At 34.0% G+C, this 23,843-nt stretch carries 27 protein-coding genes; 5 read left to right on the top strand and 22 right to left on the bottom strand.

Annotated elements, in window-relative coordinates:
• Nucleotides 1–151: 151 nt before the first annotated feature.
• The 21 genes from SPIRS_RS02050 to SPIRS_RS01960 form a co-directional block, all read right to left on the bottom strand.
• Nucleotides 152–631 carry a hypothetical protein gene (locus SPIRS_RS02050; RefSeq protein ID WP_013253024.1) on the bottom strand — a complete coding sequence of 160 codons (480 nt, stop codon included), beginning with the start codon at nt 629–631 and terminating at the stop codon, nt 152–154.
• 16 nt (nt 632–647) lie between these two features.
• A complete protein-coding gene (locus SPIRS_RS02045) occupies nt 648–1,049 on the bottom strand; it encodes a hypothetical protein (protein WP_013253023.1) in 402 nt (133 codons plus the stop codon).
• A 210-nt stretch (nt 1,050–1,259) separates the two neighbouring features.
• Nucleotides 1,260–2,168, bottom strand: coding sequence for a hypothetical protein (locus SPIRS_RS02040; protein ID WP_013253022.1), 909 nt, complete (start codon nt 2,166–2,168; stop codon nt 1,260–1,262).
• 246 nt (nt 2,169–2,414) lie between these two features.
• Nucleotides 2,415–3,602 (bottom strand): ATP-binding protein, encoded by a 1,188-nt coding sequence (locus SPIRS_RS02035; protein WP_013253021.1) that lies wholly within the window; start codon nt 3,600–3,602, stop codon nt 2,415–2,417.
• 275 nt (nt 3,603–3,877) lie between these two features.
• Nucleotides 3,878–4,543, bottom strand: coding sequence for a hypothetical protein (locus tag SPIRS_RS02030; protein WP_013253020.1), 666 nt, complete (start codon nt 4,541–4,543; stop codon nt 3,878–3,880).
• A gap of 263 nt (nt 4,544–4,806) precedes the next feature.
• Nucleotides 4,807–5,238 (bottom strand): putative phage abortive infection protein, encoded by a 432-nt coding sequence (locus SPIRS_RS22815; RefSeq protein WP_407635912.1) that lies wholly within the window; start codon nt 5,236–5,238, stop codon nt 4,807–4,809.
• Nucleotides 5,127–5,792, bottom strand: coding sequence for a hypothetical protein (locus tag SPIRS_RS22620; protein WP_245537675.1), 666 nt, complete (start codon nt 5,790–5,792; stop codon nt 5,127–5,129). The genes SPIRS_RS22815 and SPIRS_RS22620 overlap by 112 nt, the downstream gene beginning before the upstream one ends.
• A gap of 237 nt (nt 5,793–6,029) precedes the next feature.
• Complete coding sequence (locus SPIRS_RS02020; protein WP_013253019.1) at nt 6,030–7,031, bottom strand: YaaC family protein; 1,002 nt, start codon at nt 7,029–7,031, stop codon at nt 6,030–6,032.
• 144 nt (nt 7,032–7,175) lie between these two features.
• Nucleotides 7,176–8,078, bottom strand: a complete 903-nt coding sequence (locus tag SPIRS_RS02015; protein WP_013253018.1) for a hypothetical protein — start codon at nt 8,076–8,078, stop codon at nt 7,176–7,178.
• A gap of 697 nt (nt 8,079–8,775) precedes the next feature.
• The gene (locus tag SPIRS_RS02010; protein ID WP_013253017.1) at nt 8,776–9,171 is read right to left on the bottom strand and encodes a HEPN domain-containing protein; all 396 of its coding nucleotides are present in this window, start codon (nt 9,169–9,171) and stop codon (nt 8,776–8,778) included.
• A complete protein-coding gene (locus SPIRS_RS02005; RefSeq protein ID WP_013253016.1) occupies nt 9,161–9,505 on the bottom strand; it encodes a nucleotidyltransferase domain-containing protein in 345 nt (114 codons plus the stop codon). The genes SPIRS_RS02010 and SPIRS_RS02005 overlap by 11 nt, the downstream gene beginning before the upstream one ends.
• Nucleotides 9,506–9,872: 367 nt before the next feature.
• Entirely contained in the window at nt 9,873–10,298 is a 426-nt protein-coding gene (locus SPIRS_RS02000; RefSeq protein ID WP_013253015.1) for a type II toxin-antitoxin system VapC family toxin, read from the bottom strand.
• On the bottom strand, nt 10,291–10,545 hold the full coding sequence (locus SPIRS_RS01995) for a DUF6364 family protein (protein ID WP_013253014.1): 255 nt from the start codon (nt 10,543–10,545) through the stop codon (nt 10,291–10,293). The genes SPIRS_RS02000 and SPIRS_RS01995 overlap by 8 nt, the downstream gene beginning before the upstream one ends.
• A 256-nt stretch (nt 10,546–10,801) precedes the next feature.
• A complete protein-coding gene (locus tag SPIRS_RS01990; RefSeq protein WP_013253013.1) occupies nt 10,802–11,443 on the bottom strand; it encodes a hypothetical protein in 642 nt (213 codons plus the stop codon).
• Nucleotides 11,436–11,978 (bottom strand): TIR domain-containing protein, encoded by a 543-nt coding sequence (locus SPIRS_RS22045; RefSeq protein WP_013253012.1) that lies wholly within the window; start codon nt 11,976–11,978, stop codon nt 11,436–11,438. Before SPIRS_RS22045 ends, SPIRS_RS01990 begins: the two co-directional genes overlap by 8 nt.
• 798 nt (nt 11,979–12,776) lie before the next feature.
• Nucleotides 12,777–13,703 (bottom strand): PDDEXK-like family protein, encoded by a 927-nt coding sequence (locus SPIRS_RS01985; protein WP_013253011.1) that lies wholly within the window; start codon nt 13,701–13,703, stop codon nt 12,777–12,779.
• Nucleotides 13,704–13,897: 194 nt separating this feature from the next.
• A complete protein-coding gene (locus tag SPIRS_RS01980) occupies nt 13,898–15,529 on the bottom strand; it encodes an ATP-binding protein (protein WP_013253010.1) in 1,632 nt (543 codons plus the stop codon).
• 199 nt (nt 15,530–15,728) lie between these two features.
• Nucleotides 15,729–16,292 (bottom strand): hypothetical protein, encoded by a 564-nt coding sequence (locus SPIRS_RS01975; RefSeq protein WP_013253009.1) that lies wholly within the window; start codon nt 16,290–16,292, stop codon nt 15,729–15,731.
• Nucleotides 16,289–16,972, bottom strand: coding sequence for an NERD domain-containing protein (locus SPIRS_RS01970; RefSeq protein WP_013253008.1), 684 nt, complete (start codon nt 16,970–16,972; stop codon nt 16,289–16,291). The genes SPIRS_RS01975 and SPIRS_RS01970 overlap by 4 nt, the downstream gene beginning before the upstream one ends.
• Nucleotides 16,973–17,162: 190 nt before the next feature.
• The gene (locus tag SPIRS_RS01965) at nt 17,163–17,597 is read right to left on the bottom strand and encodes a hypothetical protein (RefSeq protein ID WP_013253007.1); all 435 of its coding nucleotides are present in this window, start codon (nt 17,595–17,597) and stop codon (nt 17,163–17,165) included.
• On the bottom strand, nt 17,594–18,322 hold the full coding sequence (locus SPIRS_RS01960; RefSeq protein WP_013253006.1) for a hypothetical protein: 729 nt from the start codon (nt 18,320–18,322) through the stop codon (nt 17,594–17,596). The genes SPIRS_RS01965 and SPIRS_RS01960 overlap by 4 nt, the downstream gene beginning before the upstream one ends.
• Before the next feature lie 579 nt (nt 18,323–18,901).
• Between SPIRS_RS01960 and SPIRS_RS21685 the strand changes: the two genes are divergently transcribed.
• Both SPIRS_RS21685 and SPIRS_RS22810 read left to right on the top strand, forming a co-directional pair.
• Nucleotides 18,902–19,678: a site-specific integrase gene (locus SPIRS_RS21685; RefSeq protein ID WP_049784571.1), complete on the top strand. Its 777-nt coding sequence runs from the start codon at nt 18,902–18,904 to the stop codon at nt 19,676–19,678.
• Nucleotides 19,660–20,019, top strand: coding sequence for a tyrosine-type recombinase/integrase (locus SPIRS_RS22810; RefSeq protein WP_041865946.1), 360 nt, complete (start codon nt 19,660–19,662; stop codon nt 20,017–20,019). The genes SPIRS_RS21685 and SPIRS_RS22810 overlap by 19 nt, the downstream gene beginning before the upstream one ends.
• A 32-nt stretch (nt 20,020–20,051) precedes the next feature.
• Here the strand turns inward: SPIRS_RS22810 and SPIRS_RS01945 are convergent, their stop codons facing one another.
• Nucleotides 20,052–20,855, bottom strand: coding sequence for an SDR family NAD(P)-dependent oxidoreductase (locus SPIRS_RS01945; RefSeq protein ID WP_013253005.1), 804 nt, complete (start codon nt 20,853–20,855; stop codon nt 20,052–20,054).
• Nucleotides 20,856–20,984: 129 nt separating this feature from the next.
• Here SPIRS_RS01945 and SPIRS_RS01940 point away from each other — a divergent pair, with 129 nt between their 5' ends.
• The 3 genes from SPIRS_RS01940 (at nt 20,985) to SPIRS_RS01930 (ending at nt 23,811) form a co-directional block, all read left to right on the top strand.
• Nucleotides 20,985–21,860: an SDR family NAD(P)-dependent oxidoreductase gene (locus SPIRS_RS01940; RefSeq protein ID WP_013253004.1), complete on the top strand. Its 876-nt coding sequence runs from the start codon at nt 20,985–20,987 to the stop codon at nt 21,858–21,860.
• Complete coding sequence (locus SPIRS_RS01935) at nt 21,860–22,468, top strand: TetR/AcrR family transcriptional regulator (protein ID WP_013253003.1); 609 nt, start codon at nt 21,860–21,862, stop codon at nt 22,466–22,468. Before SPIRS_RS01940 ends, SPIRS_RS01935 begins: the two co-directional genes overlap by 1 nt.
• Before the next feature lie 185 nt (nt 22,469–22,653).
• Nucleotides 22,654–23,811 carry an iron-containing alcohol dehydrogenase gene (locus SPIRS_RS01930; protein WP_013253002.1) on the top strand — a complete coding sequence of 386 codons (1,158 nt, stop codon included), beginning with the start codon at nt 22,654–22,656 and terminating at the stop codon, nt 23,809–23,811.
• The last annotated feature ends 32 nt before the right edge of the window (nt 23,812–23,843 follow it).

Below are 23,843 nucleotides of genomic sequence, written 5' to 3'. Positions count from 1 at the left end.
CGAGCTGACTTGCCCGGCGGCTTGAGCAAAGCGAAAGTATTGGCGCAGTTTTTGCGTGAAGGGACGATTAGTCCCGAAACGTCTTCTGCAAAAACTGTGACAATAGACGGGTCAAGTCCAGCGTTTTGTTATATTGCCAGATTTTTTTCTCTTATTCAGATATTTCTCTTACAATTCTACACGAGATTTCTCCAATATCATCAAATATTGATAACTGCATCCAATGTCTTTGATCTTTTATTGCAGATTCTTTATTAAAAGTACCTCTATAAAATGAATCACTTCTTAAGATTGCATATGCTTTAAAATTTACAGGCTCATTCTTATGAATCTTTTTCTCTTTCGTACTTTGAAATACCAATATTTGATTATTTTCACTTTTAATTTTTGTAAACATTAATTCCTCTGAATCTGAAACTAAATCTTTAAAGTAAATACTTGATATCTTAATCGTGAAATAACAACAAGTGGTAGAAAACGGATTTGTAAAAACGAATTCAAATGGTATTCTTTTTGGATTAAAAAATTGTTCAACCCTTAGAAAACTATGACTTAATTCTAACTCCCTCTCAATAATCTTAAAATTGTTTTCACCATCTTCTTTATTATTTTGTTTATTATTATTTTTCATCTTGATTCCAAAACTTTCATAAAGATTCAATCAATTTTATTATTCTTGTTGGGTTATTAAAATATTCATTAAGTTTACCACTTTTTTCAATTAGATCAAGCTTTAGAATATCATTCAATTCTTTGATTTTTTCTTTTTTGAATAATGATGGATATATTTGTGAATAAGTGTTTAATGTATTTCTCAATTGATCCTTTGTTTTAATAGCTAATTCCTTACTAATTTCTTTCCCAACATTAAATATTGGAATGAATATTTCTAATAAAGTGTTTTTCAATGATTGTTTAAGTTTATTTTTCTCAATTATTTTATTAAATAGCATACCTAACAAAAATGCAGAAATTCCAGGAAACCAGGCATTCATTAATTGAAACAAAGAAATCTGCCACCAAATTATATCGTTGTGTATTAAATTCACTTTTTACCTCCTTTCTTATTTCTGGCAATATAACATTCAATTGAGCTGCGTGGCGTTCACTGGCATGTGTTTGTGCTCTTTCCTTCATGCATTATACCATATCTTTCATAGATTAAAGCTTTCTCTTTCAAATTCTACCTGTCTCTACCCAATCTCAAGCAGAAACCATGACAATAGCCACGTCTGCTCCAATTGCTGGTTATATCGATTTCAAATATATTTCACAATAAGACCAGCAGCTAATGATATTAAAAACCCAATAATTATTACAGTAACAATAGTTTTTCTAATTCCATCAATTTTATCAAAGTATTTTATGTAATCACCCCAGTAAAAAACACAAACAGGATATAATTTTTTGACTACGACTTTAATAATCAATAACAAAACAGCTATCGATCCTCCGATAATTGCAGGTATATAACTTATAACTGACACACCAAATTCTTTAGCATATTTTTCTTTTTCTAGTTTAATAATTACTTCAACCGGGTCTGTTATAACTCCAGAGATCCATTTTTGTTCTATTTCATCTATATACGCTGAAGGCGCGATATAATTATATAATGTTACAAACATAGAAATCATTAAAGAGAATGTTATTATGACGAATAGAAAACTCAAGCTTGGTTTGGTAAGAATTTCTAATTTATTTCTTTTTATTAAATTTATCCTGTCATTAATTAATGATTCTGTTACCATCACCCAGTCACGTTCTTTTCCATTTATAATCAAACTTATATTATTATCATTGAAAAAGCTTTTACCTATTTCTTTTTCGAAAATTATTGAAATTCCTTCTTCATCGTCATCCATATAGATTTGTCTATAATCAGCTAATTCTTCATCCTTGCTTGATATATATGAATTAATTTCAATTCTTTCAATAAGAAATGTACCAAAATTTTCTTCAGCTACAACTTCTTCTAATTCATTTGTAACTTTTCTAACACCATTTTTATATTTTATATGAAAAGAATTAAATATTTTCTCATTATCTCCCAACTCAATCTTGCTCATTTGTTCTTTAATGATAGAGTAAATTCTTTCCAACTCTATTGCATCAAGATGAAAACCTTGTTTATAGCGCTTTCGTGATTGTATCTTTAACTGTTTCATTTTACCCCTTTTTTCATAAAGCTTAACAAAATTTCAGCAATCTGTAATATTACCTAATTCGATATAACATTCAATTGAGCTGCGTGGCGTTTACTGGCGTGGTTTGTGCTCTTTTCTTTCTGAATTATACCATATCTTTGGTAGATTAGTGCTTCTACTTTTAGCCCAAGCTTTTCTTTACCCAATCCAAAGCACAAACCATGACAGTAGCCACGTCCGCTCCAATTGTTGGTTATCCAGCTATTCTTAAAATTTAAGATTTAACTCATTCAAATCCTCTAATGAATATACTGAATCAATCACCATTTTATTACTGGCATTAAAATCTTCAAATAATCTTTCTTGTTTTTCATTCATTTTCGAATTGTATTTTAATTCTATCAATGTATCTATATCTCTTACATAAAAATCTATTTCTATTCCATTTTCATACAGATAATATACGTCATTCTGTTTTAACTGTAGATAAATATAGTTTTCAAAATAACTTCCAAGATCTCTTAATCCCGTAAAACTAAATTTTATCCCCAGATCACTACAATATATCTTTTTGGGCGACAATAATTTTTCGTTCGTAGTACCATACCGTGATAACAAACGAATCAAAAAGGTATCATTAAAATATGACAAATACTTTTTTGATGAATCAACTGATATTTTTAGAATATTAGCTATCTTGTTTATACTTAACTGCTTTCCACTCCTTTCCATGAGTAATAGAAAATAGTCTTTAATGATCTGAGGATTTTTTATTCCATGCTCACTTATAATATCTTTATATATTATATCATCAACTAAACCTATAAGAAATTCTCTTTCCTCTTTCAGAACATAATACGGAATTCCTCCTGATTTTAGGTAATCTTGAAAATAAGGTTCATTTAACTTTAAATCTTTCAATGGTATTTTTATATTTTTGAAATACAAATATTCCTTATAATCCAAAGGATTAATCTCGACCAAATACGATCTTCCTGTTAAAAAAGCTTTTGTATCTTTTAATTTTATACTGGATGATGAAGTAGCATAAATCTTTGTATTCTGTCTATCAAAAATTGTTTTTAACTGTTGGTAATAATCTTTTTGATATATGATTTCATCAAGAAATAAATAAACCTTATCATCAACAGAGATTCTATGAAGCTTTCTATATTCTTCCAAAATATCTAATATAGAATTTTCTTTAAATACGTAATCATCAAGACTTACATATAAAATATGATTTGGATTTATGCCTTTATTTTCTATTAATTCTTTTATAACAAGTTTCATTAAGGTTGTTTTACCAATCCGACGCAAACCAGTTAGAAAGATTATTTGCTCATTATCAAGATATGAAACTAACTTTTTTAAGTACTTTTCTCGTGGAATTATGCCTTCAAGAGGGATTTCTCCACTCCACCAGGGATTATATTGAGATAATGCTTCAATCATATTAAATATTTTATCGCAAAAAACACATTAATACAAGTAATTATTCGCTGTAAAAGTATAATAATCGACAATTAGTCTGGATAACATCCAATTGAGCTGCGTGGCGTCCACTGGCATGTGTTTGTGCTCTTTCCTTTCTGAATTATACCATATCTTTGGTAGATTAGTGCTTCTACTTTTAGCCCAAGCTCTTCTTTAACCAATCTCAAGCACAAACCATGACAGTAGTCACGTCTGCTCCAATTGCTGGTTATGTAGTTCTATTATTCAACCATTTATTCAAAGGTATTCAAGTATAGATGTTTTACGAAATCCAACTCCTCATTCAATCCCATGATATTGTTCATTTCATTTATTGCTGTATCCCATTCTATGATATTTTGAGGTGAATTCCTAACATTTTTTTGTACCATGTCTCCAATGAAGTATATTTTCAATAGAATTGCATTAAAGTTTAATCTTTTTAGTAGACATACAGAATATAATCGATTTGCGTATTGATAATACGGTTCTGTCCAATTATTTTCTTTTGATATCTTCAAGTATTCTTTTGTTTTATTTAAAGCATCTATTATTTGTTTTTTACTTCCTTCCGAAGCCCCGCATTTAGACTTCAACTCACCTATGTGAGCCTTGGCTTCACACAAAATCCAAGTAGATGTTTTTTTAGAATATCCAACCAAATCCCAGTTCATTACATTGCCGGATTGTGGCCATTCTTTTTTGAAAGTGTCTCTAACAATACTATTGAGTGGAACGAATTCAAAGCCTTTTAGTTCATCATCTGGTATGCTTTTATTTTTATTAAAATTGAAATCCAACCAATTTATATCATTGATTTTTAGTAATTCATTTATCTTATTATCAAATAAATTTCTATGTCGTCCAATCCAACGTAGTAGATGAAATTCGCTTCCGTACCCGAGAGCCATTTCTCCCATTATGTCCTCCTATAAACATGAAAGTAATCAAATCATTTATCGTATCCTCATTATAATAAGAGTGAATTTTTGAATCTACATAACATTCAATTGAGCAGCGTGGCGTTCACTGGCATGCGTTTGTGCTCTTTCCTTTCTGAATTATACCATATCTTTCACAGATTAGAGCTTCCACTTTTCAATTCTGCTCTTCTTTACCCAATCTCAAGCACAAACTATGACAGTAGCCACGTCTGCTCCAATTGCTGGTTATATTGTAAACATTACCCATATATCTTATCTTTAAATTCGAAAAAATCTATTTCTTCAATTGGATCCATAGATAGATCATTTCTTACCCACTCAACTGGAGAATAACCGAAAACTTGCGGTAAAATAATATTCTTTATCAATTTGTACTTCCTGATATAGTTATTAATATTCCAATCACCACCTAAAGGTGTTATTGAGTTGTAATAAAGTAATAATTGTTCATTGTTTGTTAATTGAGAGCGAAATAATTTAGCGGATTGATATTTTATTTCTCTAATTTCTTCGTTGGAAAAATCATTTTTATTAAATTGGTATTCATCGATAAACTTGACTATTTGAAATTGGAATCTAAAATATCTGGAAAGTAATAATCCATAACCATAATTATAAAAGCGTAAATCAAAATACCAACCACTGTAGTCAAACTCATTCGAATATAACACGCCATTCTGTAGGTCAATTTTATTGTGAAAAAACTGATTATAGCTGTTGTACAAGTTAGAGTTGTTACTAAAGAATTTCCATAGAAAATATACAAATAGCATAGTTGTGTTTTTTCTTTTTTATTTAGTTCATTGTCATATTTTAGAATTTTATAAATCTCTTCAAGTTGATCACGTATAAATAGTATAAATTCTTGACCCCGAATAGGTGGTGTGTCTTTTCCTGTATCTAAATATAACTCTTCCACATTTTTTCGATGCATTTGTAGCATTGATAAAACTTTATTTTCATAAGCTTCAAGTTGATCTTTTTTTCTTAGTACTTCAATATTATCTATTTGTATTTTATTGGCCGTGTATTGAATATAAAAAGCCATAAATGTTAAAAACGAACCAAGTATGGCTAAGACAGGGGCTGTAAGTCCACCAATAGTATCACCAATCTGGCCAGTATTTGAGAAAGAAATATTCGACGATGGTCTTGTAAGTAAGTATGGTGCTACTATAGACAATGCAATAAGGAACAAACCAATAGAAATTGTAACAATAATCATTGAATTCTTATTGTGTGTGTTTAATGGCAAAACTTGCCCCCTTTTCACTTTATCAATATAACATTCAATTGAGCTGCGTGGCGTTCACTGGCATGTGTTTGTGCTCTTTCCTTCATGCATTATACCATATCTTTCATAGATTAGGCTTTCGCTTTCAAATTCTGCTCTTCTTTACCCAATCCCCAGCACAAACCATGACAGTAGCCACGTCTGCTCCAATTGCTTGTTATGTGTATTCTATCCATATATTAAATTCATATTAGTTATTTTATTTATATATAAATTGGGTAAAATTCTTTCACAATATTCTAAAAGCTTATTTATGAAAAATTCATTGCTAGTTTCAGGTATTTTTATATATTTTTCTACTGCTTCCGGATTATATCTTACAACTGAACTAAGAATATAACTGATACCATAATATCCTAAAGAGGGACAAAATTTCTTATCACTTTTCATAATATTTATCCAATTTGGTTCTTCCTCATTAATTTTATATACGCAATACTTATTTGCAAGAGAATTAGCAAGCTTATTCATTTCTGAACCTTGTTGTTTTTCCTTACTTCTTAAGCAAACTTTTTCATTCTCTTCAAATAGTTCGAAATCATTTAATAATTTTGTGTTGTTTATAATAATTTCACTCAAATTATCATAAGAATCAGTTATATTCTTCCAATTTATTAATTCTAATTCTACAGTTCCCTCATAATTACCTTTCCATCTGACATTGATAAAATTGCTGTTTAAACCATAATAATCTACCAACAATTTATTCCCTTCAACAGTATTATAAATAAAATCCGTTATTAATAATTCTTCTTTTTTATCAAATTCATAATTGAAGCATTTAGCCAAACTCTGAAATACACCATCATTTGCATAAGCTTTTGTTTCTAAAATGGTTTCTCCTATTTCACAATTACATAAACCATGATAATTTAAATCATCTTCATTTCCTCTTAATTCAATAAATGCTTTAGTTAAATTATGTAGGCTATAATATATTAAAACTGGTTTTGTTAATAAAGTAACATTACGACTTGAAATATAATATTCATAAGCTTGTTTTATATGTGTTGAAACCTTTTTTATCGTTTCAATCTTAGTTTCTGGCCATGTCCTCTTTAAAAAAGGAACATCTGATATCTTAAGAAAATAATCCCAAATATCCTTTTGTGGATTAGCGGTTTTCACATAGGAATTATTATTAAAAATAAAATAATAATTAAATCTCATTACTTTAAAATCTCCTTATATTTTTAATTTTAGCTCAAATCTTCATTACACATAACATCCAATTGAGCTGCAAACCGTTAAGCTGGCGCGTATTCTTGCGCAAGCAAGAATCGTGACAGTAGGTTTGACTGCTCCAATTGCTGGTTATGTACCATCTATTTGTTCCATTTTCTCAAGTTCATCTGAAGTATAAATTGTTTTTGCCTTACCATTTACCATTGTTTCATGAACAAAAATCAATTTTCCTCTCATTTTTGTATATCTTTCTGCTGTCAATCTTTTAAAATAACCTCTCCTAAAGTGTGGCGATACTTTTTTGCCAATGTTAGTATTTTCACTATAATCAACAATTTTATCTGATATATCTACGTATAATGAATTATCATTGTAAAACGGTTGTTTTTTAATGATCTCCGGAACACCATCAATGACGCAACCAGGGAACGTATTCATATAGGCGACAGTATTTACAGCAAATTGAATAATTTTAACAATCTCTTTTGAATTCTTAGATTCTTCTTTCAATAAATCTTTATATTTTTTTATCGGACACCAACCCCGATCTCTTCCAATAACCCAAATCAAAGCAATCTCTTTATTTTTATTCATCATAAAACTAAAAGCATATCCACTTTCTTTACTCACATTTGGGATATGTATTCCAAATGAATAATAACTTGTTTCTTCTTCTGAAACAGTTAGAGGTTTTCCATTTGGTAATAAAATTTTTTGCTTTGAAGAAAAACCATTGTCTTTTATGTATTCAATTATTCCATTTAAATCCGGTAGTTTTACATTCTCTAAAAACTCATATAATGAACGGTCTACAAAATATAGATGTAATAATTTTTTATTTGCGTCTGCAGCCCATAGATCTAAGCAAAAAGTATCTATTTGTCTTCTTTCTGGGGTTAATAAAGGATTCGTTAGAATGTTTCTATTCTTTCGCTTAAAATATTGCAAGGTGGTTTCTTTATATTTTTTATAATTCTTGGAGTATTCTGACCACTGTGCTGATAAAGGTTTACTAAAGATAACTGTTTTCATTATTTACCCCATTCTACAAATATCACCTTCTGTTTCCACAACACTTAATAATTTCATCTCAAACAATTATTACCCATGTGTACATAACGCCCAGTTGAGCTGCAAACCGTGAAGCTGGCGCTGTTTGTGCCACTTTCATAAACAGTATAACTCCACCAATACGATAGAACAATGCAAAACTATTGTTCCGTATTTCTTAACCATCGCACAAACTGTGACAGTAGGTTTGTCTGCTCCAACTGCTGGTTATACAGCGTTTGGCTTCCAAGCATAAGAACCATTTTTCGAACCATGAGGAGAATTCCCTCGAACCATGATAAATAGTCTCAAAGGAAAAGAGCCTTGGCCGTAGCGTGGGCATTAATAGCGTTGGGATGTGTGCAGGCCTTTGTGCGGCTGCGCGGACAGGCGCGGGCCAGCGCTCGGCCTTAGTGTTTCAAAACGATTGGCTTTCGTTATCGAATTCCCTTTTCCTTGCCTTTTTCGAAGCCCTAAAAAAATGTCTGTATAACATCCAATTGAGCTGCAAAATCGGGCCGCGATAGCGGCATTGGCATGTGTTTTTGCTGCCTGATGTTTACCATTATACAACAGCTTTGGCCCTCGAAGCCTTTTTATTACAATTTGCCAGGGTTAAACCTTTTGCAAAAACCATGACAATAGGATTTGTCTGCTCCAATTGCTGGTTATAAAGCAATCAGTTTGTTTTCAGCAATTTCTCTACTTTTATTTTTATATCTTCAACAAATGAAAGGAAAAGAGTTATTGTTCCTTTTTGCGGAATCCCGTCTGGAATTAATCCTGTTGAGGATGGATATCGTGTATCAATATAAACTTCATTAATTTGATCTAATACATCCCTATCAAAATCAATTTTATAATTTTCCATTACAATGTTCATTAAAACTAAGAGTGTATGTACTCTTGGTACATCCATATCTAAGTTTTCAATCAATGCTTTAAGATATTTTTCTACAGCTTGTTGACAATGAAAAGCAGCTGAGGATGTCAAATATTCGTCTTCATTCAACTTCAAGGCAGATTTATAATCTAAATCTGCGTATTTTACCCATTCTTTCACCTTATCTTTCATACAGAGTCTTGCCTTCTGAGCTGATTTCTCTAATAAAAGAACTGTTTTGAGCCTTTAATGCATCATATTCGGGCCGGGTATATACGAGAAGATCTATTGGTACTTTATAACTTTGCTCGCGTATTGCTTTTCGAACGACTAGTTTAAGTTTCATTTTTTCTTCATAAGACTGAGGAACTTTATCTTCGTCCAATACAACGAGAATATCTAAATCGCTCCACTCATGGGTTTCACCGCGTGCTGTGGATCCAAACAAAACAACCTTAAGCGGATTTAGAGTTTTTAGAGATTCTACTGTTTCAGTAAGGTATTCGATCGATGAAACCGTACTCATACAGTTATTTTAGTCGATCATTTAGGTTTTGGATAGTAGGTTTTATTTTATTGCATTACAACAATTTATACGTAATCCTTGCTGGTAATAACTGTCCCTTACATTCTAACCGGCCACGTAGATGTATCATCAGTCCAACTATATTGGTGCCATTACTAAGATAAAAAATTTTGTCTTTATAACATCCAATTGAGCTGCGTGGCGTTCACTGGCATGTGTTTGTGCTCTTTCCTTCATAAATTATATCATATCTTTGGTAGATTAGTGCTTCCACTTTTAAATCAAGCTCTTCTCTACCCAATCTCAAGCACAAACCATGACAGTAGCCACGTCTGCTCCAATTGTTGGTTATGTACAAATTTTCTTCTTATATTTCTTCATTTCCTATATTCATTTCAAGAAATTCTGTTGCACTTAAAGCTGGTATTTTACTTCCTTTATAATCTTTTTTATTTCTTGTAATTATAAAGTCTATTCCATTCTTCTCTGATGCTATATATTGAATTGAGTCTTCAAGATCTGGCGCATCAGAATATAATGCCTCATCAATTACTTCTTCATTTATGGTTAATAGAGATAGTATCTTTCTTATTCTTCTTAGATTTAATATCGATTTCTCTTTTCCTGCATATTTTGTCATTATATAGTGTACATTTGCAAACACAATAGGTGATGTAAATCCTTGAAATTCTTTTCTATCAATTTGTGTAAATAATATTGCGGAACTTTCAAACTCATTTCTTTTTATTAATAAATCTAAAACTATATCTGAATCTATAAATAACTTAATCATTCAAATACCGACTTTCCAAATATTCTAATTTTGCTGTTTTATAATCAAAGTCTTCAGGGACAGTAATCGTCCCCATTAAGTCATTCACTAAGGGAGAAATTTCTTTTTCTTTAGCTCTTCTATCTGCTGTTAATAATCTAAAGTAGTTTTCAACCAATTGGGATAATGATTCATTTTTGTCTTCTGCATATGCTTTTGCTTTTTCGATTATTGAATCATCAACTGAAAGTGTTAGTTTCTTATTCATCTTAGCCCTCCTACGTATAAATATACCACAATTCATACGTAAAGACAACTAAAACTGTATAATCTTTTTTGTTTTATCCTTTTATAAATTATGCTTTTCACCCAATATTAGGCGAATAATGATATTCAAACACTAATCTTTGTACATAACATCCAATTGAGCTGCGTGGCGTTAAGCTGGCGCGAGTTCTTGCGCAAGCAAGAACCGTGACAGTAGCCACGACTGCTCCAATTGCTGGTTATGCAGCATAACGTTTCTATTTGTCATATATTATCTTCTTTAATTGCTCACAGTATTTAACAAGCATCATATTTACTTCACGTATCGAACTAACTTGTTCTTCATACTCTGGATATTTCTTTTGTAATTCTTGTGGGGATATTTCTTCCTTTTCGTGGGATAACCACCATTTCCTATACTTTGCTTGATAACTTGTTAAATGTGGTCTAAGTCCTTTATTCAGTACATCCATAAGTAAACTTACAAGATTTTTTGTTGTTTCATTTCCCTTTATTAAGTTCCCTGGAATATCCTTTATTTCATTCCGAATCAAGGAAAACATCTCATACCATGAGTTGTATATTTCAACAATAACATCGTTCTCATGATCAAATGGCTGACCAGCTTTGCGAGTCATAATTTCAATAAAAACCCTGTGAGCAATTTCTATATTTCTATAACTTCTAAGAATTTCATATTCAATAGTTTGTCCACCAATTGAATATTGCATTTTTACAGGAACAGTTTTTTTAAATATAGCTCCTTTATTTTTTTGTTTTTTCAAAAGTATAGTTATTAGAATAATAGTAACAATTAGTATTAATAAAGTAGTTAAACTAATATCAATTCTTAGCTCATCACCGACAATTTCTATTAACATAAGTTTAACTTCATTCATACCATCGATCTCCGCTTCTATTATTTACAAAGTTTGGAAATGAATTATCAGGTATTATTACATTTCGTCTATCGAAAGCTTCATCTATCCAGTATTTTAGATTCATGAAATTTGTTGTCCAGTTGTAAATTTTGGCATATCCATTTTTTGCATTCAAATAAAGCCTAGGAGGAATAGTATATGGATAAAAAGAATCTCTGTAATAGTCGCTGCGGGTAGGGAGAAGAAGACCAATTAATCCACAGCGAGAATTATATTCAGTTTTACGAATTGATGAACCAATTTCCCAATCCACATGCCTTCTTTTCCAAGTTTCAGTTCCAATTAATACTATTGTAACAGTAGCATCCCTTATATACTTATCTCTTATCAATTGACGTAATCGGTCTGAAGGTAAATTTGGATTCAAATCTCCAATTTGTACACTATTTGACAATGCGACTTCATATGATGATCTGAATATGCCTTCGAGCTGATTTTTATATTGTTGATCGTTCAGGTGATGATAACTTATAAATACTCTATGTCGTGACATTTATTACTCCAGTTTTTTTGTCTGCATAACATTCAATTGAGCTGCGTGGCGTTCACTGGCATGTGTTTGTGCTCTTTCCTTCATGCATTATACCATATCTTTCATAGATTAGTGCTTCCACTTTTAACCCAAGCTCTTCTTTACCCAATCCAAAGCACAAACCATGACAGTAGACACGTCTGCTCCAATTGCTTGTTATGTTGTACAATTTTTGTCTATTTATGTTAGCTTCTTTATTAACAGATTTCAATTGGTATCCTTTTCATGAGTATCTCAATTTCAAATTCGATTTTCTCAAATTAAAATCATTAATACTTAACATAATAAGATGGTGATCCATAGTATATTCTTATGAATTCAGTCAAGCTATGAAAATCAGATGGTCTTAGCATTCCATAATTTATGATCTCAAATCTTATTCAAAAATGTGTAGCAATGTGTTTAGCATATTTTTTCTATACTCATTCTTATCCAATCTACAGCAAATCTCATTTTTCGATCATCTATGTCTTTATACCTATTGTATAACAGTTGCTCAGAAACCTATTTTGCAGATTTTCGCTTATAACTACGTTCTATAATCTTTTTAAACCATACATTCATAGTATGATAAGTCTTCCCCTTTTTATTTTCATGATCGATTATCCGAATTTTATATACCAGAATCGCGACAAGTTTATTTAGAAAAATAGAACAGTAATGCAAAAATCTACACGAAGAAAGCATCCAAAGTTCATTACTCTCTTATAAAATGCATTCCAACAGATACCTGTTTTAGATAGTATAGATGTCTATTCATTATATTAAAGACAATGCCTCATCAAAAAAGTTCTTTATTATTTCAAGTTTTAGCTTTGTAGGGACTTTATCATTAACTAAGGTTTCATAATATTCATCTTTTAACTCGAACCAGCACTCATTGCCATTTTCTTCATAATATGGTTGAACGTAATATTCCCCCTCTTCTAACAAAGCTTTTTTGAATTTTTCTGTAAGATTTATATTAGATTCAGCTTTAAAACCTATATGAAGATTTTTAGAATAACTTGCAGTGTAAACACCAAACCACAATTCGGTGTTTTTATATTCAAAATCAATTCCATGCCGGTATTCAGTAATTGATTTCTTATTTGTATTAATTTTGCAGCCATCTTTTTGTTGCACTAATGATCTTAAATAAGAATGTAGATCTTCAAGAGATCCTATATCCGACAAGTTAAATTTTTCTATATCGTTCATTATTCCACACACCCCTTGTATATATTTTCTGAATCCATTTATTAACAAACGGTCGCAATCGTTAAAATTGTCTAATTTCTCTTCGATATACTTATAAAACCCAGGCCATGTCTTTGAGTATTTGTAATGGTCTTTCTTATTTTCAATTTTGTAATTGGCAATAAATCCTATTTCATTCCTAAAACTTTTCATATACTTTTCAAAATGATCATCTTTATCGTTTATTTTATTTTCTATAAGACAAACAATACAACCATTTTCATCTTCAATCTTGAAATCTATCGTACTCTTCTTATCTTCAGAAGTAAATTCTCTGTACACGGATAAACCTTTAACCTCATGATATTTATTATCGAATAAATAATCTATAAAAATTCTTGTAAAAGATTCACTTGCATTGCATAACGATGCAATAATATCCGAAAAATCTGATTCTTTGTACTTTTTCTCAGAAAGATTTCGAAAAAACAACTCAATAGTTTTCATATGTTCCTCTATTTTTAGTTATTGCACACAGTAAAAATAATCAAGTTACCATTATATTATCCCCGTTTACTATCTGGGACATCACTGTATCAACATAACGCCCGAATAACCAGTTTTCCGTACATGGCGAGAATCCTGCCTGCGATGCAGATAAGCAGGATTCTTGACATAGGAAAATCTGGTTCATTCGATTGTTATGTTTCATTTTGAAACCTTCTAAATATATATTCGATAAGTTCTTTCCCTTCTAATTTTTCAGTTGCTGGATTTAATCGTAAATAAAAATCCTTTTTCTCATAGCAACAAGGCAATGGAGATTTATCAACTTCTATAAATAATAATTTGGTGCCATTAAAATCTGTAATTTGGTAATTAATGTATTGAAAGAATTCTACTCCTATTTTATTTTTTATCTTGTCCTTTATATATAGAAGATAGGAATCATTATTATTTTTGAATAACATTTTTAGTTCATCCTCAATACCAAAAATTGTAGCATTATCATCTACACCAATAAGTAAATAGCCTCCATTAGAATTTAAGAAACCAACAATAGTTTTCAATGCAGATAATTCAATTGCTTTATCTTTTCTAGGGTTTTTCTCTTTTTCTTTTACATTAAGAGAAAATGATTCTTTATATTCAATATTCTTATTTTCGCCAGTTTTTAAACAATGAATAATTCTGTCATTTATAGAATCATGACTAATTTGATTTAATGTAGTCTCTATTTTTTCAGAAATAAATTTTGAACTTGATAGATTTAAAGAAAACTCGTTTTCAAGGCTTGCAATTCTTTCTTTTAATTCATTTAACTTCTCATTAACTTCTACAATATCACTTTGCTCTATGAGAGGTGGTACTGGTATCTTGATTTTAAGTAAATCAGTTCTTCTTATATAAGGGATTGAAGATCCAAGTTGTATTGACTTTAATGAAATCTGTCCAAGACTAGATCTGAAATATATTTCAAGGTATTTAGGATTAATTAAATTATGATTTACATCTATCTTTAATAGATTACTGAAGTTCTTATGATTTATTTTACTTGGTAGATTTCCTTGCTTTGTTATATAAATTTCATTTTCGCTATTACTAAAATCCTCTGAATCTTTGACAGGGGTGATGCTTTTAATTATATCTTTGACTACTTTAAATTCTACATTCTTGTAATGTTGAAGTAAAATCTGCTCCTCTTTTTTAACCTCTTCATTTGATATACTTGTAAAATCATTTATATCGACGAGTTTTCCAAAATCTATATTATTTGAACTTTTATTATTAAAATAATTATCAATTAAAACACTGACATTATTGAGTTCATTAAGTGAACCTATAAACAGTTCTGTTTTCTCTTTGCTAAGACCTATTAAATAAGGTCGAATATTTGTATATGGTATTATTCCCTTTGGCGCTTCAATACAGAAATTTATAAAATAAGATTTCTCTTCAAGTAGATCAATAAAGACTTTACCCCTAGTAGACCAAAAGAAAGAAGGTTCAACGGTATATATACCAAGACCATTTTTCTCTAATTTTTCCAATGTATTGATTATTACATCATAATTAACTGGTATTTTATATTTTTGATATTGTTTAAAATCCTTAATACCAAATGGTAGTACTCCAAATATTAGATCATAATTTCTTGAGAGCTCATCTTTTTCAAAGCTATAAATATTGTTTTTTAAAATATAATCGTAGTTATTCTCATTAATTGAATTATGAAAATGGTACTGATTACTCATTTCCATATTTATATGAAGAAATTTCTTAATATCTAAATGAGCTGTTATTTCATCTATGAATTTTTCAATTATTTCCATCTGCCCTCATTAAGTGAACCATTTGAAACATAACATCCAATTGAGCTGCGTGGCGTTCACTGGCATGTGTTTGTGCTCTTTCCTTCATGCATTATACCATATCTTTCACAAATCTGAGTTTTCATTTTCAAATCAAGCTCTGCTTCACCCAATCTCAAGCACAAACCATGACAGTAGCCACGTCTGCTCCAATTGCTTGTTATGTTGTTATTTCTTTTATCAATTTACTCAGAATTTCATTATCTACTTCAAATAGATTAATTATTCTATACTCTATTTTTTTAATATAATAAAATTCATTCTTTTCTTCTTCTGTTAAGTCATCTACCAGAATTATCCCACCACTTGTTTTCTCTATTGCGTTATTTAATATTAATTTTGAAGCATCATACTGAAATTCTTCCCAATATTTATCCTTTTTAACTTTATCTTTAGGTATGAATTTTCCATATATAACAACTGGTTGATTAATATTGTTAATACTATTCAAAAATATATTAATAAATGGAAAAAACTTTTTATTTCTACTTCTATATTTGAATACGTGAAATAATTCAGTTGGCATACTAAATAGTAAATCAAATTGTTCTTCATAATTTGCTTTTCTCTTATTTGGCATACAATCGGAAATATATTTTTCTTCTAATAACTCCCAATTCTTTTCTTCAAAATCATTGATTATATATTTTGTCATCTTTTTCAAACTCATCAGTATCGATTTCATCTGTTCAATATTCTCAACAATTCCTATAACATCATTCATCTAAACCTCCAGTCTATTCTTTTATATTCTTTATCAGAACTTATTTTGAAATGAGTAAAGTAATCTAAATAAAAATATTCTAAAACTAAACAAATATCATCAATTATTCTTTTATTATGTCTGCATTTATCTAATTGACAGTATATTTTATTCCAATTTAACCAATATATTGTTATTGGTAATTTTCTTTTATTATTATATTCATCTATTGATTCTTTTATATCTTCTATTGGATATCTAAGACTACTAGTTAAATATATTAAATATAGTTGTTTTTTCCCTTTGTAATATGAAAGATTATCATATTCTTTTGCTAATTGATCATTAGGAACATTACTATTATCTTTTTTACTACTCTTACCTGATTTATACTTTGCTTCAATACATACAATTGAATTGGGGCCCTCTATAATCAAATCAGGTTCACATCTTTTACAATCCTTTAGCTGTAGATGTTTCCAGAATTCATAATTGATATTATCACTATCAATAAAATTAAGTTGATCTTTTAAATAATAAAATTTATTTTCTTTCTCATTTAGAGTTTTAGCGTTCTTTAGTACATCATAAAGGATTCCCTTGTTCAAATATTTAAGCATACCAAATACAGATGAAAAAATAACATCTTCCCAGTATCTTTTGTTTTGCCTAATCTTTTTATTAAGGATTGCTTCTATCAAAATTTAACTCCTATCAACATAACATCCAATTGAGCTGCGTGGCGTTAAGTTGGCATGCGTTTGTGCTGCTACCAACCAACAGTATATCACCAATTCAACTCGCATTGTTACTTTTCAATCTAACCTATTCCTGGAACCAGTAGCACAAACCATGACAATAGCCACGTCCGCTCCAATTGCTGGTTATATACTATTTTGCCGTCGTTTCAAATATTCTTTTAATTACTTCCTGTTCAATTGCCATCTCTTTCATCTGTTCATTCATTTGTTTTACATTAATCTCAACAGTCTCAATACTATCTTTTGTCGTATTGGTTCGTTCGTCCAAGACTCCAATCTCTCGATTCAAAGACATTCCAAATAAAAATAATAAGGAAGTAATTCCAAAAACTATTATTCCATATAGAATCTCCTTGTTTAATCTTTTATTATCTGGCTCATAATTTTTTAATTCTGGCCTAGCAATTGAACTGCTACCAGCTTCATCAACTACTACAGAATTTGTGGATTCAGTTTCATGAAATTCAAAAGTTGGGTCTTCGGCGTGTTGTGACTTCAACATATTGACATACTGTTCTTTTTCCCAACGCGATTTTGAAACATGTGATTTTCTTGGATCGCTCATACAGTTTCCACTAATTTACTAACTAAAGGATTTATCATGTCATAAAAACTATTATCTAAGGAATAGAAGGCTTTCGTATAAAAAGATTCAGTGTTCCAGTCTTTTATGCTCGTGAGTTCTGGTGAGAAATAATATTGAAAATCGAGAGTTACTTCATACTTTGATTCAGTTATTTGCTTTATAGTAGTTATTTTATTTATATAGTCATTGACGTCTCTCCGGATCAATGCTTCCTTAGTAGTATCTTTGTTACCGAATCGGAAAGTAAATTGATCAGCATTCCTTATCTCTCCATTTGTCAGCTGATCAAGTACATTGCCGCCTAAATTCTCTCCATCAATCTCATGAGTTATCATGAACCCAAATCTCATTATATTCTTAATGCTGTTCTTTTCTAGAATTTCATTAATGATAAATTGGCTTGCATCATTTTTAAACCATTCTATTTCATCGGATAGATCCTGTTTTTCAGGATGTAGTGTATACTGGAATATTACATCGCTAGTAGTTATCCGAAAATAGTATCCCCTCTCAGAGTTAATCAATGCTCTATCCTGACTATTCAGCTCTTGATAACGGGGGAAAAATTCTGTTCCGAATGGGGATGATCTATGATGGAGGACCGTATCAAATAAGCTTCCAGCAATATCACTAATGCGAAAAGTCTTTTCATATCTTATTCCACAAGTCAACTTACTGATATTATCGCGATTTACAATAGGCATTTTTATCTCCTTTTATTCCAATATGTATATAACATAATACCTTCTCTCTTCTTCCGCATAAACCGCTTAGCACATTACCTATGGCCATATAACTTCCTCATACATACATTATTCTTATCAACAATGGTCATAACGTGCTACACAATAGAGATATACCCAGTGAGCATAACCGGCCACACCAGTTTAGTCCCAGCGCCATGATGCCAGTGGGAACATTGATTACATATTGTCTAATAGCTGCCCCAAAACCAGCTGTCATATACTTTACACTAACTTTTGCCTTTTCTGCAAATTTTTCATGAAATAGGTAAACTTTACTTACTGTTCGGAATCCTGGTGGTGCACATGCCGTTTAGGAAGTAGACACCTTTCTTTTATGCCGGTGCATACTTTCTCCCATGGTTTAACTTTCAATTGACGGCGAGAGAAGAAATTGTCTCCTTTCAATCACCAGGATTCCGAACAGTAGATAGTGCTTCCAGAATTTACATACAGTCCTCCAATTCATCTGGATATCAACAATAGTACTTCCAATGTTGAATAGTTCAGGAGATTTCTGCGTTTATACTGTTAGAAATCATGCAAGATAACAGTTTTTATAGTTACCTTACAGAAAGGCTACGCTACAATGAGAAAAAGGCAACATATTTGCAAAACTGGGTAGCAAAGTATCATGCCTTCAAAAAAGGTCGGCCTTCTGGTTCTGTAGCGGATTATCTTTCAATGCTTTCCGCCCGTTTTGAACCATGGCAGATTCTACAGGCAAAGGAAGCGGTCTATCTTTACTTACGCTTTACAGGTAAACTCCCAACACACGATACTCCGTATAAACCGACTCTCCCATATAAAGCAAAAGTCAAAAATACAGAAGATCCCAAACCTCAGGCACAAAAAGCATCATCGGTTATACGCCTGTGGGACGAAGCAACCAGGATAATGCGACAAAGCCTCAGGATTCAACACAAATCCTACGCTACTGAAAAAACTTATCTTGGATGGGTTGAGCGGTTTGCCCAGTGGACTCGCCTAATGCCCGATAAACTGACAGAGCAACATGTTAAAAAGTATCTCTCGTATCTGGCTGTCGATCGAAAAGTTGCAGTAGCAACACAACGGCAAGCATTTAATGCCCTCCTCTATTTCTATCGTTACGTTTTAGCAATTCCCATTGAAGACCTAAGCGGAACAGTCGCTTCCAAAATCCCACAACGGCTTCCCGTCGTACTATCGAAAAAGGAAATCGATGCTGCACTTTTGTGTCTCCCAGCCCTGCACAAACTTATGTGTAGAATCATTTCCTCTATGAGGATGATCGGGCAGAACATCGAAATGGGGTCATGCTGCCTTTTGCCTTAGAGCAGAAATACCCGCTTGCAGGAAAAGAGTGGAAGTGGTTTTGGCTTTTTCCGTCCCCAAAGCTTTCCATCGATCCTATGAGTGGAATAGTACGCAGGCATCATATCTACTCGTCTACACTCCAGGGAAGTTTCAAAAAGGCATTGGACCGTGCAGGAATACAAAAGCATGCGAGCGTTCACACCCTGCGCCACAGTTTTGCAACACATCTTATAGAACATGGCTATGATATTCGATCGATACAAGAATTGATGGGGCACTCAGATGTATCTACGACAATGATCTACACCCATATAGCAGAAAAGAATAAATTGAGCGTCATAAACCCCCTCGACTTCTGACAGGTAGTCACGGGGTCACAGAAAAACAGGCTCTATAAGAACGCCATGTTGCGCTTTGCACGGCGGTTTTTCCAACGGGAACCAATCACCGCAGCCACAAGTTGCATTGGCATAAGCAGGCCCAAAGAGCGAAGCACGTTATTGATCCTTCCAGGAATATATATGAGCCGGTTTCTTAAGGCCGAATCGATGGTTTTTGAGGCCACCATTCCCACATTCCGGGTAGTTATCCGCCCCATGATCCCCTGCGATTCAATAGAATCGATGAGATCCGGCCGTGTAGGCATCCCAGCGGGGCAGAGAATTGTCACAGAACCTCCCGCATCACGAATCTCCTCTCGGAATGCCACAAAGAAATTAAGGAGGAAACGCTTCGAAGCAGCATACATCGCTTTAATCGGCATTGGGTAAAACGCAGCCAAGCTTGCCACGGTGATAATTCGAAAAGGCTTGCCCTCTTCTCGCAACCGAAACAGCTCTGCTGTTGTTTCAAGTGATGATTCGATATTGAGGCGCAAAAGATTTCTAACCTCGCTTCCGCTGCGTTCGAGAAAGGGGCCTTCATAATCCAGCCCAGCCACATTGATTAACATGTTGAATTGGAGCCCCTCACCCTTTATATAATGATATAGTTCCTCCCGTGATCTCGTATCGGTCAAGTCACAGGGGTAATACTCAACACTACAAGAAAATTGGCGTTGCAGTGATTCGGCAAGTATCCTTAAAGACGCTGTCTGCCTATCGGTAAGAAATAGATTCCACCCCCGGCAAGCGCATTCCACAGCAAAAGCTTTACCAAGTCCGCCCGTAGCTCCCGTCAGAAAAACAGAAATCATATATGACTCCTTAATTTAATCATATGATTAAATTATTTGATTAATAGGAAAATGTCAATCATATGTTTTAATCAATTGATTGACTACAAAACCCATCCGGGATATGATGAAATATACGCGAGGTGATGTATGAATAAAACTGCGGTAATAACGGGAGCAACATCGGGAATCGGCTTGGCCACGGCACAGGCTCTTGCACAACAGGGGTGGTACATAATCGGCATAGGAAGATCCGAAGAACGCTGCGCCCAGGCAAAGGCTGCGATAGAAAAGGCCGGTGCATCCGGTTGTGAATTTTCCGTTACCGATCTTTCTTCCTTGACGCAGGTCAAAAAAGCGGCAAAAGAGATTATGCTGATGATGGCGCAGAATGGGGATCGGGGAGCACTTGATGTTTTGATCAACAATGCAGGAACCTTTTCCAACTGGTTTATACAAACAGAGGATGGCATAGAGTTACAATTTGCAGTGAACTATCTTGCCCACTTCCTTCTCACCCTTGCATTGCTCCCGGCACTCTCAAAGGCCTCTGAGCCCAGAATAATAAGTGTGAGCTCCGCCTCACACCGCCACACCCATCTTCGTTGGAACGATATCCAGCTCCGCAAACATTACAGCGGGCTTCGTGCCTATAAACAAACAAAGCTCGCCAATGTGCTTTTTTCCGCAGAGTTCAACAGACGATATGCGGCAAGAACCGGCATACAAGCCTTTGTGGCCGATCCTGGCCTGGTTCGCACCGAAATTGGCTTAAAATCAAGTGGTGGCTTGGCAAAGTTGGTGTGGAGAGTCAGGATGGCGCAAGGCCGTCCGCCTAGAGAAGGTGCGGAAACATCGGTATTTCTTGCAACAGATCCTACCGTTTATAACAGCGGACAGCTTTATTGGCGGAATAACATGCCACTTGCTCCAGATCCCTTGGCACTCAACCAAACGGCGGCAGAACGATTGTGGCAAATCTCGGAACGCATGTGCGGCATAGAACAGGAAAAGGAGCCTGATTGATGAAGACACAACAGGACACACGGGCAGAGAATGAGGAACAGATTATTCTTGCCACCATCGAATGTATCGAAACCTTTGGCATCCACGGAGCCACAATACGAAGAATCGCTCAGAGAGCAGGAGTCAATAGCGCCGCCATCAGCTACTACTTTCGAAGCAAAGAGCATCTCCTGCAAGTGGCAATGGAGCGGACACTTGAAAATGCTTTTGATCTAAACGATTTCAGTGATTCCGTCGGGAAACCGGTGCAGGAACGCCTTACTCATATTTTCTCCTTTCTGATAGAAGGAGCCCTCAAATTTCCAGGCATCAGCCGGGCCCATTTTTATGAGCCCTTCATCGAAGGGAACTACGAAACTCCGGGAGTAGAACACATAAATGCATTTCTTTCCGCACTCGAAACAGAAATCTTGGCAAGCAGCAATTCCTATACACAACAAGAGGTGCGAACGAAACTTGTCTATCTCACCAGCGCAACCATGATATATCCGGGATTGATGCCGAAGCTGTTGGAGCCCTTTAGCAATGTGAAACTGTCTGATAAGGCGACAAGGGATGCGTATGTTGAGAACTTGATATGGACCCTCTTTCCTGCTTCGCAGCCGTAAAGGGCAAAGCCTAGCAGATAGTGTCCCGAATATTGGTGGTCAGACACCTCGAAAGCTGAAGATTGATTATTCTCCACACCTTATTGCCCCAATTCGGCCATAATTTTCGCAAAAGGATTGACTGTTTTATTATCTATCGATATATTTATATCGGTAATTAGATAACGATACCAAGGAGGCACGTTATGGCAGTCATGAACTATTCGGTTCCAAGGACGATTGTATATGGCGAGAAGGCCCTGGATAAACTTGGAGAGCTGGAAGGGAAAAAGGCGATGCTGGTAACCGGCGGAAGCTCAATGAAACGGTTCGGCTTTCTTGATCAGGCAAAAAATATCCTCGAAAAAGCGGGCATGAAAACAGCCGTGATAGACGGAGTTGAACCAAACCCTTCGGTCAAAACGGTAAAGGAAGGCGCCGAAGCGATGATCGCTTTCCAGCCCGATTGGATCGTGGCCATCGGCGGAGGTTCCGCCCTGGATGCGGCAAAGGTGATGTGGTGCTTCTACGAACATCCCGAACTTACCTTTGAAGACATTGTTACCCCACTTACCATGCCAAAACTCAGAACAAAGGCACATTTTGCCGCCATTCCCTCGACAAGTGGCACAGCATCGGAAATCACGGCGTTTTCCGTTATTACGGATACCGATAACCACATCAAATATCCCCTTGTCTCTCCGGAAATGGTTCCCGATATAGCGATCCTTGATCCGGCTCTTCCCGCAAAGATGCCGGCTCATATCACCGCAAACACCGGCATGGATGTTATGGCACACGCTACCGAAGCGTTGGTATCAACCGCATCCACCAGCTTTACCGACCCTTACGCGCTCGAAGCAATCACCCTGGTGGCAGAATGGCTTCCCAAAGCCTACAAAAACGGTAACGATATGGAAGCTCGCTACCACATGCACAACGCATCCACCCTGGCAGGCATGGCCTTCACCAACGCATCCCTCGGCCTGGTACACTCTTTAGCGCACAAGATCGGAGGAGAGTTCGGTGTCACCCACGGTCTTGCCAATGCTATTCTGATGCCCTGGATCATCGAATTCAATAAAAAATCGACGGATAAGTACGCACTGGCGGAAAAGGCGTTGAAGGTCGACAACCTTGAAAATGAAATCAGGCGGCTGAACAGGGTTCTTGATATTCCAGCAAGTTTTGCAAGTTGTAATGAAGTAGACTTCAACGAAGAAAAATTCAAAGCGGTTCTGGATCGTATGAGTGAGAACGCCTATAACGATCCCTGCACCCTTACCAATCCCGGCGCACCTTCGATTGCCGATATTAAGGCGATCTACCAGGCTGCCTACTACGGAGAATGGAAGAAGGCATAGCGGAGCATATCTGCTATAGCTTGTAAGTAAGG

The sequence above is a fragment of the Sediminispirochaeta smaragdinae DSM 11293 genome (genome assembly GCF_000143985.1).
Taxonomy (GTDB): domain Bacteria; phylum Spirochaetota; class Spirochaetia; order DSM-16054; family Sediminispirochaetaceae; genus Sediminispirochaeta; species Sediminispirochaeta smaragdinae.
This window is presented reverse-complemented; position numbering and strand designations above follow the sequence as displayed.